The 12,644-nt window shown below is 73.5% G+C and carries 13 protein-coding genes; 6 read left to right on the top strand and 7 right to left on the bottom strand.

All coding sequences use genetic code 11. The features are described from left to right. Positions 1-22 precede the first annotated feature (22 nt). The 4 genes from ACXVGS_RS11455 to fabG all read right to left on the bottom strand — a co-directional run bounded on the left by ACXVGS_RS11455 (position 23) and on the right by fabG (position 5,641). Complete coding sequence (locus tag ACXVGS_RS11455; RefSeq protein ID WP_458529515.1) at positions 23-2,218, bottom strand: tetratricopeptide repeat protein; 2,196 nt, start codon at positions 2,216-2,218, stop codon at positions 23-25. Positions 2,219-2,306: 88 nt separating this feature from the next. After that, positions 2,307-3,935: an ABC-F family ATP-binding cassette domain-containing protein gene (locus ACXVGS_RS11450; RefSeq protein ID WP_458529514.1), complete on the bottom strand. Its 1,629-nt coding sequence runs from the start codon at positions 3,933-3,935 to the stop codon at positions 2,307-2,309. A 183-nt stretch (positions 3,936-4,118) separates the two neighbouring features. After that, complete coding sequence (gene fabI, locus ACXVGS_RS11445; RefSeq protein WP_458529513.1) at positions 4,119-4,880, bottom strand: enoyl-ACP reductase FabI; 762 nt, start codon at positions 4,878-4,880, stop codon at positions 4,119-4,121. Between the two features lie 47 nt (positions 4,881-4,927). Continuing rightward, positions 4,928-5,641: a 3-oxoacyl-ACP reductase FabG gene (gene fabG, locus ACXVGS_RS11440; RefSeq protein ID WP_458529512.1), complete on the bottom strand. Its 714-nt coding sequence runs from the start codon at positions 5,639-5,641 to the stop codon at positions 4,928-4,930. Between the two features lie 97 nt (positions 5,642-5,738). Here fabG and ACXVGS_RS11435 point away from each other — a divergent pair, with 97 nt between their 5' ends. The 3 genes from ACXVGS_RS11435 (at position 5,739) to ACXVGS_RS11425 (ending at position 6,795) form a co-directional block, all read left to right on the top strand. Continuing rightward, on the top strand, positions 5,739-6,065 hold the full coding sequence (locus ACXVGS_RS11435) for a DUF3099 domain-containing protein (RefSeq protein ID WP_458529511.1): 327 nt from the start codon (positions 5,739-5,741) through the stop codon (positions 6,063-6,065). Continuing rightward, entirely contained in the window at positions 6,062-6,310 is a 249-nt protein-coding gene (locus ACXVGS_RS11430) for a hypothetical protein (protein WP_425465305.1), read from the top strand. The genes ACXVGS_RS11435 and ACXVGS_RS11430 overlap by 4 nt, the downstream gene beginning before the upstream one ends. Positions 6,311-6,378: 68 nt before the next feature. Continuing rightward, the gene (locus ACXVGS_RS11425) at positions 6,379-6,795 is read left to right on the top strand and encodes a VOC family protein (RefSeq protein ID WP_458532354.1); all 417 of its coding nucleotides are present in this window, start codon (positions 6,379-6,381) and stop codon (positions 6,793-6,795) included. An 80-nt stretch (positions 6,796-6,875) separates the two neighbouring features. Here the strand turns inward: ACXVGS_RS11425 and moaA are convergent, their stop codons facing one another. Then, positions 6,876-7,898 (bottom strand): GTP 3',8-cyclase MoaA, encoded by a 1,023-nt coding sequence (moaA, locus tag ACXVGS_RS11420; protein WP_458529509.1) that lies wholly within the window; start codon positions 7,896-7,898, stop codon positions 6,876-6,878. Between the two features lie 32 nt (positions 7,899-7,930). On the opposite strand from moaA, the gene ACXVGS_RS11415 reads away from it, so the two are divergent. The 3 genes from ACXVGS_RS11415 (at position 7,931) to ACXVGS_RS11405 (ending at position 10,170) form a co-directional block, all read left to right on the top strand. After that, positions 7,931-8,731 (top strand): SURF1 family cytochrome oxidase biogenesis protein, encoded by an 801-nt coding sequence (locus tag ACXVGS_RS11415; RefSeq protein ID WP_458529508.1) that lies wholly within the window; start codon positions 7,931-7,933, stop codon positions 8,729-8,731. A 25-nt stretch (positions 8,732-8,756) separates the two neighbouring features. Next, positions 8,757-9,272, top strand: a complete 516-nt coding sequence (locus ACXVGS_RS11410; RefSeq protein ID WP_458532352.1) for a putative immunity protein — start codon at positions 8,757-8,759, stop codon at positions 9,270-9,272. A gap of 133 nt (positions 9,273-9,405) precedes the next feature. Next, complete coding sequence (locus tag ACXVGS_RS11405; RefSeq protein WP_458529506.1) at positions 9,406-10,170, top strand: SDR family oxidoreductase; 765 nt, start codon at positions 9,406-9,408, stop codon at positions 10,168-10,170. 81 nt (positions 10,171-10,251) lie between these two features. On the opposite strand, the gene ACXVGS_RS11400 is transcribed toward ACXVGS_RS11405, so the two are convergent. Further along, entirely contained in the window at positions 10,252-12,123 is a 1,872-nt protein-coding gene (locus tag ACXVGS_RS11400) for an ABC transporter ATP-binding protein (protein WP_458532356.1), read from the bottom strand. An 86-nt stretch (positions 12,124-12,209) separates the two neighbouring features. After that, positions 12,210-12,644: enoyl-CoA hydratase/isomerase family protein (locus tag ACXVGS_RS11395; RefSeq protein ID WP_458536967.1), on the bottom strand; the 435-nt coding region annotated here is incomplete at its 5' end.

The following is a 12,644-nucleotide window of genomic DNA, read 5'->3' as shown; positions in this document are numbered from 1 at the left end:
CTCGCGGGCCGACGCCCCCGGCTCAGCGCAGCTCGGCGGCGTAGCGGTGCAGCGCAGCGCGGTAGGCCTCGCCGTCGGGGTCGCCGGAGTGCGCGAGCAGGGCGTCCACCAGGTCGGCCACCGCCGCCCCGGCCCGGCCCGCATCGAACGCCGCCAGCGCCCGGAAGGCGATGACCGCGGTGCTGCCGGGCCGCTGCTCGGCGAGCCGGTCGAGGATCTCCAGGGCAGCCCGGGGGTTGCCCAGCGCCCGGTGGCTGGAGGCCAGCTGGATCTCGGCCCGGTGCCGGTGCGGCTCGCGCAGCCCGGCGGCCAGGGCCTGCTCGTAGTAGCCGACCGCCTCGGCCTCCTGCCCTGCCGCATCGAACGTCCCGCCCAGCTCGAACAGCAGGCGCGCGTCGCCGGGGTGCACCGACAGCAGCGCCTGGGCGTCCGCGATACGGACCCGGTCGTCCTCGCGCTCCCAGAGGGCAGCGATCGCTGCCTCCTGCTCGTGCTCGCCGCGGGCGGCGACGACCTTGCGGCGGATGGCCATCGCGTCGTCCGGGGTGGCGCCCTCCTCGGTCAGCCACGCGTCGAGAAGGACGCGGTCGGAGTGGCACATCACGGCCACGACGTCGCCGTCCGAGGCGCGCGCGACGAGCGCCTTGAGGCCGTCCAGCTCGGTGGAGTGCGAGTCGATCTCGGCGACCCCCACGCGGGACAGGCCGATGCGCAGCTGGGTCTCGAGGTCCTCCATGGTGCGCCCGCGCAGGTAGTGCTCCTTGTGCACCGCGGCGATGGTGTCGGCGCGGCGCCCGGCCAGCTCGCCCAGGGACTGCAGCAGGTCGTCGGTGCGGTCCCCGGCCGTGCCCAGGCCAAGGTGGACCATGCCACCGGGCACGCGCAGCCCGTCGCACACCCGCAGCAGCGCCTCGAGCCCGGCCTCGTTGTGGGCCAGGTCGACGATGACCGTGGCCGCCCCGCCGCCCGGCAGCGGGTAGGTGTAGACGTTCATCCGGCCGGGGTTGTGGGCCGGGTCGGGCGCGAACGTGCGCAGCCCCTCGATGACGGCCTGGCGCGGCAGGCCGAGCCCGAGCGCGGCCGCGGTGGCGGCGAGGGCGTTGGCGATGTTGTGCTCGGACAGGCCCGACAGGGTCACCGGCACGTCGAGGATCGCGGCGAGGTGGTCGGGGTCGGCGCCGGGGTGCAGCACGACGATGTCACCGTCGAGCACGGTCACCCCGCGGCCACCGGCGGCGAGGGACTCCCGCAGCGCCGGGGAGTCGGGGTCGAGGCTGAACGCCCACGGCCGGGCCTTGATCCGGGCGCGCATGGCCCACACGCGCGGGTCGTCGCCGTTGAGGACCACCCAGCCCTCGGGCCGGGTGGCCTGGGTGACGATGGCCTTGACCTCGGCGAGCTGGTCGATGGTGTCGATGCCCTGCAGGCCGAGGTGGTCGGCCGAGACGTTGGTGACGACGCTGACGTCGTTGGCCGAGACGCCCATGCCCTTGAGCAGCATCCCGCCGCGGGCGGTCTCGAGGATGCCGAGCTGCACCCCCGGCGTGGACAGCACGGTGCGGGCACCGGCTGGGCCGGAGTAGTCGCCCGGCTCGACCATCTCGCCCTGGGCAACGACGCCGTCGGTGGAGCTCCAGGCGGTGCGCAAGCCGGCCGTCATGCCGATGTGCGCCAGCAGCCGCGTGGTCGTGGTCTTGCCGTTGGTGCCGGTGATCGAGGCGACCGGCACCTTCGGGGTGACGACGTTCGGCTTGTCGCCGGGGTCGGCCGCGGTCACCGCGGCAATGACCCCGGCCACCGCCTCGTCGCCGACCGCCTCGTCGGGGTCGAGCAGTGCGGTGAGCACCGGCGCGAGCGCCTCGCCGAGAGCCAGGCCACGGCCGCGCCGCCGCCACGGGAAGGCCACGACGATCTCCTGGCGGCTGCCGCCGGTCCGGGCGCGCACGCTCAGGCGCGCCGTCCCGGACTCGGCCGCGACCCGGCGCACCACGGCCGTGGTGAACCGCATGACGAACCGCTGCCGCTGCTCGGAGTCCGGCGCGCCCGGACGGGCACCCTTCAGGCCCACCCGGGCAGCCAGTGCGCGCAGCGCCGGCTCGGGCGCGGCAAGGTATCCGGGCACCTGCAGGATGACCTTCATGGCCGGCTGGGCGAAGTAGAGGTTGGGGCCCTCGAGGACACGCACTTCGGTGGCTGACACCGCGGCGGCAGAAGTCATGCGGCGGACTCTAGCCGCCCCTCGCCCAGCCGCCACCGGCGGTCAGGTGGCGGCTGGGCGCCACCCCTCACCCGGCCGCCACCGGCGGTCAGGCGGCGGCCTCCAGCCGCCCGTCCACGACCTGCCACCGGCGCTGCAGCCCCACCCGCTGCGCGAACTCCTCGTCGTGGCTGACCACCAGCAGCGCCCCGCGGTACTGCGCCAGCGCCGCCTCGACGACCTCCAGGGAGTCGAAGTCGAGGTGGTTGGTCGGCTCGTCCAGGACGAGCACCCGGCTGGGGGTGTTGACCAGCGTGGCGATCAGCAGCCGCCGCACCTGGCCGACCGACAGGTCGCCGACGGCCCGATCCCGGTCGTGGGCGTCGAACAGGAACCCCGCCAGCACCTCCTCGGCCTCCTCGAGGTACATCGGCACCTCCCGGCGGAACAGCTCGAGCGCGCTGATCCCCGTCGGCAGGTGCTCGTGCGTCTGGGGCAGCACCGCGGCGCCGCGCAGCAGCGGGGTGAGCGCCCGCAGAAGGCTGGTCTTGCCCGCGCCGTTGGCACCGGAGAGCAGGATCCGGTCGTCCCGGCGCACCCGCAGCGACGCGTCGCGCACGACGACCCGCTCCCCCGCCGCGACGTCCAGGCCGGACACGTCGGCCAGGGTCTCCGGTGCCTCGCCGTCACCCACCTCGAACCGCATGGCCAGCGTGGGCCGGGTCTGCGGCTGCGCGATCCACGACGCCGCCTGCATCTGCCGGGCCAGCCGTCGCTCCCGCGACAGCGCCTTGCGCGCCACCTTGCGGGCCAGCCGCCGCGCCGAGGGGTTGCGCGGGTTGGCGACCTCGACGCCGCGGGCGTACTCCTTGGTCCGCTCGATGTCCTCGGCCAGCGCACGGCGGTACTTCTCCTGCGCCTCGAAGTCCAGCAGCAGCCGCTCCCAGCGCCGCTGCTTCTCCACCCGGTATGCCGTGTAGCCGCACCCCGGGTAGTCCTGCAGCCCCGACGCGATCCCGTCCAGCTCCACCACGCGGTTGACCGCCCGGTCGAGGAAGCGCCGGTCGTGGGAGATCACGAGCACCGCACCCCGGAAGGAGGCCAGGTAATCGCCCAGCCAGGCCCGGCCCTCGGCGTCGAGGTGGTTGGTCGGCTCGTCCAGGAGCAGCACGTCGGGGTCGGTGACCAGCAGCCGGGCGAGCATCACGCGGGACTGCTCGCCGCCGGAGAGCGAGCCCATCGGGCGGTCGCCGGCGATCCCGGCCTCCGTCGCGACGCCGAGGCGGGAGCGCACCTGCTCCAGCCGGGCGAGGGTCGTCCAGCCGCCCAGGGACTCGAACACCTCGACGGCGGAAGCGTACTCGGCCATCGCCCGGTCGGCGGTGCGATCTCCGGCGGCCGCACCAAAGGACGCTCCGGAGGCCAACCCGGCCTCCAGCGCGTGCATCCGCTCCCGCGCCGCCGCCCACTGCGGCGCACCCGAGAGGACGAACTGCGTGACCGGCATACCGGGGTCGGGGGCCTCCTGGGCCTGCCAGCCCACGGTGAGGCCGGGTGAGCGCACCACGGCCCCGGAGGTGGGCTCCTCCACCGCGGCGAGCAGGCGCATCAAGGTGGACTTGCCGGTGCCGTTGGGGCCGACGAGGCCCACCCGGTCACCGGGGCTCAACGTCAGGTCGAGGTCCTCGAAGAGCGGCTCGAGGTCGTAGTGCTTGGACAGCGAAACAGCGCGCAACATGGGCGGCTCCCTCACGCAGGATCGAACGGGTCGTGGATCGGCGTGAGCGCGGACGGACGGGTCGGCAGGCGGGCTCTGAGGGCACCGCGGCGACGCGCGTCAGGTCAGCGCGAGGGAGAAATGATCACGGCCGCAGCATGGCGGACCATGCTGCGGCCGTGCAAGCGGATTACCTGCGCGGGATCACTGCCCCATCGCGTGGACGCCGCCGTCGACGTGGACGATCTCGCCGGTCGTGGCGGGGAACCAGTCGGACAGCAGCGCGACGCAGGCCTTCGCGGCCGGGGCCGGGTCGTTGATGTCCCAGCCCAGCGGGGCCCGCTCGGACCAGGTCTGCTCGAACTGCTCGAACCCGGGGATCGACTTGGCTGCGGTGGTGCGGATCGGGCCGGCCGAGACAAGGTTGACCCGCACGCCCTTGGGCCCGAGGTCGCGGGCGCAGTAGCGACTGGTCGCCTCGAACGCGGCCTTGGCCACGCCCATCCAGTCGTAGACCGGCCAGGCGAACTTGGCGTCGAAGGTCAGCCCGACGACGCTGCCGCCCTCGCTCATCAGCGGCATGGTGGCCACGGCGAGCGCCTTGAGCGAGTAGGCCGAGGCGTGCATGGCCGTGGCCACGTCGTCCCAGGTGCCCTCGAGGAAGTTGAACGCGCCCTGCGGGGCGAAGCCGATCGAGTGCAGCACGCCGTCGAGGCTGCCGAGGACCTCACCCGCACGCTCGGCGAGGGTGTCGAGGTGCTCCTGGTTGGTGACGTCGAGCTCGATCACCTGGGGCGTGGTGGGCAGCCGCCGGGCGATCGTCTGTGTGATCTTCATGGTGCGACCGAAGGAGGTCAGCACGACCTCGGCGCCCTGCTCCTGGGCGAGCCTGGCCACGTGGAAGGCGATCGAGGAGTCCATGAGGACTCCGGTGACGAGCAGCTTCTTGCCCTCGAGGATTCCCATTGCGTCGTTGCTCTCTCTCGTGTGCGGGATCGGTGGGCGCCCGGGCGTCAGTGGCCCATGCCCAGGCCGCCGTCGACCGGGATGACCGCGCCGGTGATGTAGGCCGCGTCGTCCGAGGAGACGAAGCGCACCGCCGCCGCGACCTCGGCCGGCGTCGCGAAGCGCCCGGCCGGGATCGTGGCCAGGTAGGCCTTCTTGCGGTCCTCGGGCAGTTCGGCGGTCATGTCGGTCTCGATGAAGCCGGGCGCCACGACGTTGGCGGTGATGCCCCGGCCGCCGAGCTCGCGCGAGATCGAGCGGGCGAGGCCGACCAGGCCGGCCTTGCTGGCGGCGTAGTTGGTCTGGCCGGGCGAGCCGTAGAGCCCGACCACGCTGGAGATGAACACGATCCGGCCCTTGCGCAGGCGGATCATGCCCTTGCTCGCCCGCCGGGCGCAGCGGAACGCCCCGGCGAGGTTGGTGTCGATGACAGAGTCGAACTCCTCGTCGCTCATGCGCATCAGCAGCGTGTCGCGGGTGATGCCGGCGTTGGCGACGAGCACCTCCACCGGCCCGCCGAGCAGCTCCTCCGCCTCGGCGAAGGCGGCGTCGACGGAGGCGGTGTCGGTGACCTCGCACTTCACGGCACGCAGGCCCTCGGGGGCGTCGCCGGAGCGGTTGGTGATGACGACGTTGTCGCCCGCCTCCGCGAACGCCCGCGCGATGGCCAGGCCGATGCCCCGGTTTCCTCCGGTGACGAGCACGTTGCGCGGGTCGGCCATGGGTGGTGTCCTCCACTGGTCGGGTGAGCCGGGTTCGTTCGGAACCTAGTCCACTACCGGTGGGTACGCCGCATCGGCTGCGACGTATCGTGAAGGGGTGAGACGGCGAAGCGGTCACCCCCAGGACCCGGTCTACTCCGTCACCAGTGCCCCGGAGTCGCTTCGCGACGACCAGAGCGAGCGGATGCGCCGCTACCTGATCTCGATGGGCATCCGCACCGTCTGCTTCCTGCTCTCCGTGCTGGCCATCGTCGTGCTCCACTGGACGGTCGTCGGCTGGACCCTCGTGGCCGGAGCCGTCGTCCTGCCCTACGTCGCCGTCGTGATGGCCAACGCGACCCGGGCCCGCGCCGCCGGCACGGTCGCCCCGGTCCCCCCGGCGGACCAACGCCAGATCCGGGAGCGTCCCGAGGACCAGCGGTGAGCCTGCCGGGGGCCGTGGGCGCTGCGGACGGGTATGCCGGGCGGCTGGTCTGCAGCGCCAAGGGCTGCCGCGCGGACGCGGCCTACGGACTGCTGTGGAACAACCCCTCGCTGCACACCCCGGACCGGCGCAAGACCTGGCTGGCCTGCGAGGAGCACCGGGCGACCCTGGGCGAGTTCCTCAGCGTGCGCGGGTTCCTCAAGGACGTCGTGCCGGTCGGCGAGCTGACCGACGAGACCGTCTGACTCGCGAGCCGCGCTCTCGTGTCTGTTGACACCCCGGCGGTGTCCGTGGCCCGGCCCATCATGGGGGGATGGACATCCGCTTCGTCGCCAGCGTCTCGGTCATCAGCGCCCACCCGGTCGAGGACCGACGCCTGTTCGTCGATGCCCTGGGCCTGCCGCTGCAACCGGCCGGCGCCGAGGACTCGGACTACGTCTTCTCCGAGGCGGTGGCGGGCACGAGGCACTTCGGGGTGTGGCCCCTCGCCGAGGCCGCCATGGCGTGCTTCGGCCAGGCGTCCTGGCCCGACACCCACCCCGTGCCGCAAGCCAGCATCGAGTTCGAGGTGGACGACGTCCAGGCCGCGGCCCGGGAGCTGGAGGCGCGGGGCTACACCCTGCTGCACCCGGCCAAGACGGAGCCCTGGGGCCAGGTGGTCGCGCGGTTGCAGACGCCTGACGGCGTCCTGGTGGGCCTGAGCTTCGCGCCCTGGCTGCACGAGGCGTGAGCACCCGCGAGCCGCTGGTCGCTGTGCTGGTTCATGACGTCGGCAACCGGGCGGTGACCAGCGGCAGCGAGTGGTTGCGCTCAGCCGCCGATCGCGGACATCGGCCGGTCCGGTTGGTGGAAGTCGGGCTTGCCGATGCCGTGGCCACGGGCCTTGCGCCACATCTCCCCGCGCACCAGCTCGGCCAGCTCCTCGTCGGAGGCGCCGTCGCGCAGCGGGCCGCGCAGGTCAACCTCGCCCTGGGCGAAGAGGCAGTTGCGCACCTGGCCGTCGGCGGTCAGCCGGACCCGGTCACAGGCCGCGCAGAACGGCGCCGTGACGCTGGCGATGACCCCCACCGTCTGCGGGCCGCCGTCGACGAGGAACAGCTCGGCGGGGGCGCTGCCGCGCTCGGCCGAGGGCAGCGGGGTCAGGGTGAACCGCTCGGAGAGCCGCTGCCGCAGCTCGTCGGCGGTGACCATCTCGGTGCGCTCCCAGGAGTGCTGGGCGTCCAGCGGCATCTGCTCGATGAAGCGCAGGCTGTAGCCGCGGTCCACGCACCACTGCAGGACGTCGGCGACGGAGTGGTCGTTGACCCCGCGCATCGCGACGGCGTTGACCTTGACCGGCGTCAGCCCGGCGTTGGCCGCCGCCTTGAGGCCCTTCTCCACGTCGGCGAACCGGTCGCGTCGGGTGAGCGCCTGGAACTCGGCGGGGTCGATCGTGTCGAGGCTGACGTTGACCCGGTCCAGGCCGGCGTCGGCCAGGGGTGCGGCGAGCCGGTCGAGCCCGACACCATTGGTGGTCATGGCGATCTGCGGCCGCGGTGACATCTGCGCGATACCGGCGACGACCTCGACCAGGGAGCGGCGCAGCAGCGGCTCACCCCCGGTGAGGCGCACCTGGCGCACCCCCAGCCCGACGAAGATGCCGATGACGCGCAGCAGCTCGGCGTCGGTGAGCATCTCCGGCTTGGGCAGCCACGGCAGCCCCTCGGCCGGCATGCAGTAGGTGCAGCGCAGGTTGCACCGGTCGGTCACGGACACGCGCAGGTCGGTCGCCACCCGCCCGAAGGTGTCGGGCAGCCCGGTCGGGCGTACCTGAGGCATCGGGAGGCTCGTCATGTCCCCAAGGGTATGCCGGGTAACGTCAAGACGTGCTGAAGGTGCTCCTCACCCGTCGGTGGCTGGCCGCGTTGGCGGCCGCTGCCGTGTTCGCCCTCGCCTGCTTCTACCTGGGGCGGTGGCAGTGGGGCCGGCACGTCACCGCGCACGCCAAGGCGCACAGGATCACCTCGCACTACACGGCCGCGCCCGAGCCGCTGGGCAGGGCCCTGCCGGACGTGGGGGCGCCGCTGCCGCTGGCGGAGGAGTGGACACCGGTGCGCGTGACCGGCACCTACGACGCCCAGGGGCTGCAGCTGGTGCGCAACCGGCCCAACAACGGCAACTACGGCTACGAGGTGGTCGTGCCGCTGCAGGTGCCCGGCGGCGCCCTCCTCGTCGACCGAGGCTGGATCGACAACGCCCAGACCGCGGCGTCGCGCCCGGACATCCCCGCGACCCCGACCGGCACGGTGACGGTGACCGGCTGGCTGCGCCAGGGCGAGCCGAGCCTGCACAAGGAGATGCCGGCCGGGCAGCTCGCGTCGATCAACCTGCCCGAGGCCGCGCAGGCGACCGGCGCGCACCTCTACGGCGGCTACCTCATCGTCAAGTCCGAGCAGTCGGCCTCCTCCGAGCCCATCGCCCGGGCCACGCCCCTGGCCGCGCCGGACACCGACGAGGGTCCACACCTGGCCTACGCCTTCCAGTGGTGGCTGTTCGGCGTGGCCGGCTTCGTCCTCGTCGGGGTCGGCATCCGGCGCGAGGCGGCCGAGCAGCAGGCCGTCGCCGCGGGCCTGCCGCCGCAGCCGAAGCAGAAGAAGGTGCGGATCTGGGACGAGGAGGACGCGTGAGCCGCACCGCCCACGGCAGCCCAGCATGATCCTGCCGAAGGCCCGGGACCCGCGCCTCGTGACGATCCGCCGCGGTGGGACCCTCACCGACCCCGACCACCAGCTCCTCGCACTGTGGGCGGCGGCCTGCGCCGAGCACGTCCTGCCCCTCTTCGAGTCGGCCCGGCCTGACGACCCCCGACCGCGTCAAGCGATCGAGCAGGCCCGCGCCTGGGCGCGCGAGGAGGTCACGATGATGCAGGCCCGCGCGGCGGGCGGCCGCGCCATGGGCGCGGCGCGCGACCTGCAGGGGGCAGCACGACATGCCGCCTACGCTGCCGGCCAGACCGGGGTCGTGGCCCACGTCGCCGCCCACGAGCTCGGTGCGGCCGCCTATGCGATCAAGGCCGCGCGAGCTGCCGCACCGCCGGGTGAGGCCGAGGCCGCAGGGCGGCACGAGTGCCGGTGGCAGCGCGACCAGCTCCCGGAGGAGGTTCGCGAGCTCGTCCTCGACGACCAGCAGCTGCGCAACGAGATCTGCTGGTCGGTGTTCGACCGCTGAGCGCACGCCGCGGATCAGATGCCGCTGCCCGGAACCCGCGGCCGGCGCGTCGGCGATGGGTCAGCGACGGTGCGCCGGCCGCGGGCTGGGGCGCCTGCGCGCCGTGCGGCGCCTCCTCGGGCACGATGAGCCCATGGAGCTGGGGCTGAGGGACCGGGTGTACGTCGTCAGCGGGGCCTCACGGGGGCTGGGCTTCGCCACCGCCGAGGTGCTCGTGGCCGAGGGCGCCCGCGTCGTGCTGTGCGCCCGCGACGAGGACGCGGTCACCGGGGCCGCCGCCCGGCTCGGCGGCCCGGACCACGCGATCGGGATCGCCGGGGACCTTGCGGCACCGGCGACCGCCGACGCGCTGGTGGCCGCCGCGATGGCGCGCTACGGCCGGATCGACGGAGCCGTCATCAGCGTCGGCGGACCCCCGCACGGGGCGGTCGAGGACATCAGCGACGAGGTATGGCGCTCGGCGTTCGAGTCGGTCTTCCTCGGCCCGTTGCGGCTGGCCCGCGCCACGCTGGCCACCAGCACCCAGGAGGGCGTCAGCATCACGTTCGTCCTGTCGACCTCGGTGCGCGCGCCGCTGCCCGGGCTGGCGCTGTCGAACGGCCTGCGGCCCGGGCTGGCCATGGCCGCCAAGACCCTGGCCGACGAGTTCGGCCCACGGGGCGCCCGGGTCAACGCGATCCTGCCGGGCCGGATCGACACCGACCGGGTCCGCGAGCTCGACGAGGCGACCGGCCGCCCGCAGAGCACCCGCCGCGAGCGCGAGCAGCACATCCCGCTGCGCCGTTACGGCCAGCCCGAGGAGGTGGGCCGGGTCGCCGCGTTCGTCGCCTCGCCCGCCGCGTCGTACATGACCGGCGCCATGGTCACCGTCGACGGCGGGTCCACCCGAGCGCTCTAGCTTCCGGCGCGGGGCGGCAGCGGCCAGCGTTGGCCGAGGAGCCCGGGTCTCGCGCGCCACGTCGCGCTCAATGAGGACGGGTCAGGCGACTGACCCCTGGTCGGCGAACTGCGTCGTGTAGAGGTCGGCGTAGAGGCCACCCTTGGCCAGCAGCTCCAGATGGGTGCCGCGTTCGACGATCCGGCCGGCCTCGACGACGAGGATCTGGTCGGCCCCACGCACCGTGGACAGGCGGTGGGCGATGACCAGCGCGGTCCGGCCGTGCAGCGCGGTGTCGAGCGCGCGCTGCACCGCCACCTCGGACTCGCTGTCGAGGTGGGCGGTCGCCTCGTCGAGGACGACCAGGCCGGGGCTCTTGAGCAGCAGCCGGGCGATGGCCAGGCGCTGCTTCTCGCCACCGGAGAGCCGGTGCCCGCGGTCGCCGACGACCGTCTCCAGCCCCTCGGGCAGCTGCGAGACCAGGTCCCACACCTGGGCCGCGCGCAGCGCCTCGACCATCTCGGCCTCGGTGGCCGAGGGCCGGGCGTAGGCGAGGTTGGCGCGGATGGTGTCGTGGAACAGGTGCGCCTCCTGCGTCACCACGCCGACGACGTCGTGCACCGACTCCAGGCTGGCGTCGCGCAGGTCGACCCCGTCCAGGCGCACCTCACCGGAGGTGGGGTCGTAGAGCCGGGCGACCAGCGAGGTGATCGTCGTCTTGCCGGCGCCGCTGGGGCCGACCAGCGCCACGAGCTCGCCCGGGGCGGCGTGGAAGGTCACGTCCTTGAGCACCGTCTCCCCGCCGCGGCGGTCGCCGGAGGCCACCTGCTCCAGCGACGCCAGGGAGATCTGGTCGGCCGAGGGGTAGCCGAACGCCACGTGGTCGAAGTCCACCGCGACCGGGCGGCGCTCCAGCGCAACGGGCTCCGGCTTCTCCTTGACCAGCGGCTCGAGGTCGAGGACCTCGAAGACGCGCTCGAAGGAGACCAGCGCGGTCATCACGTCGACGCGCACGTTGGACAGGGCGGTCAGCGGGCCGTAGAGGCGGCCCAACAGCGCGGCGAGCGCGAGCAGCGTGCCGACGGTCAGCCCGCCGTTGACGGCCATCACGCCGCCGACGCCGTAGACCATCGCCGTCGCGAGGGAGGCGACCAGGGTCAGCCCGACGAAGAACACGGCGCGGTTGAGCGAGATCCGCACGCCGATGTCGCGTACCTGCCCGGCCCGCTCGGCGAACTGCTCGTCCTCGGTGTGCGGTCGGCCGAACAGCTTGACCAGCAGCGCCCCGGCCACGTTGAACCGCTCGGTCATGCGGGTGCCGAGCTCGGCGTTGAGGCCCATCTGCTCGTGGGCCAGGCCGGCCAGCTTCTTGCCCATCATCCGGGCGGGGACGAGGAAGAACGGCAGCAGCGCGAGCGAGAGCAGCGTCAGCAGCCAGGAGCGGGTGGCCATGGCGATGACGATGAAGACCAGCGAGACGGCGTTGCTCACGACACCGGACAAGGTGGAGGTGAACGCCTGCTGCGCGCCGATGACGTCGTTGTTGAGCCGGCTGACCAGCGCGCCGGTCTGCGCCCGGGTGAAGAACGCGATCGGCTGGCGCAGCACGTGGCTGAAGACCTCGGTGCGCAAGTCGTAGATGAGCCCCTCACCGATCCGCGAGGAGTACCACCGCTCGACCAGGCCCAGCAAGCCGTCGACCACCGCCAGCGCGGCCACCACGAGTGCCAGGCCGACGACCACGGCCGAGTTCTTGGGGATGACGCCCTTGTCGACGATCTGCCCCATCAGCAGCGGCGTGGCCACGACGAGGGCGGCGTCGATGACGACGAGGACCAGGAACACGGCGATCGCCCGCTTGTAGGGCCGGGCGTAGCCGAGCACCCGCTTGCCCGTGCCCGGGGCCAGCTTGCGCTGCGCCACCGAGGAGTCGCGGGTCAGCGACCGCATCATCATCCAGCCCGACATCGACATGTGCTCTCCGCTCTGCACGCGCCCTCCCGCAACCCGCGGGACCACGTGCCTCCATCATCCTCGTCGGGTCCGACAACACCGCGGGGTCAGGCTTGCTTCCCACCTCCGCGCACCCTCGCGGTGAGCAGGCGGGCCTGGGCCTCCCGCTCCGAGCGCTGTTGCTCCCCCGGCGTGGCGTGCACCGCGGACTGCAGCAGCGGCTTCAGCTCCCGCAGCGCCGCCTCCGGGGCACCCAGCAGCGCCTCGGCCAGGTCCCGGGCGGCGGCGTCGAGCTCGTCGCCGGGGACGGCGATGGAGGCGAGGCCGGCGCGGACCGCCTCCTCGGCATACACGAACCGGCCGGTGGCACAGATCTCCAGCGCCCGCGCGTACCCGACCAGCCGTACGAGCGGCGAGGTGCCGGCGAGGTCCGGCACCAGGCCCAGGCTGGTCTCGCGCATGGCGAGCTGCACGTCGTCGGCGACCACCCGCAGGTCGCAGGCCAGGGCGAGCTGGAAGCCGGCGCCGATGGCGTGGCCCTG

Source organism: Oryzihumus sp. (genome assembly GCF_054325275.1).
This window is presented reverse-complemented; position numbering and strand designations above follow the sequence as displayed.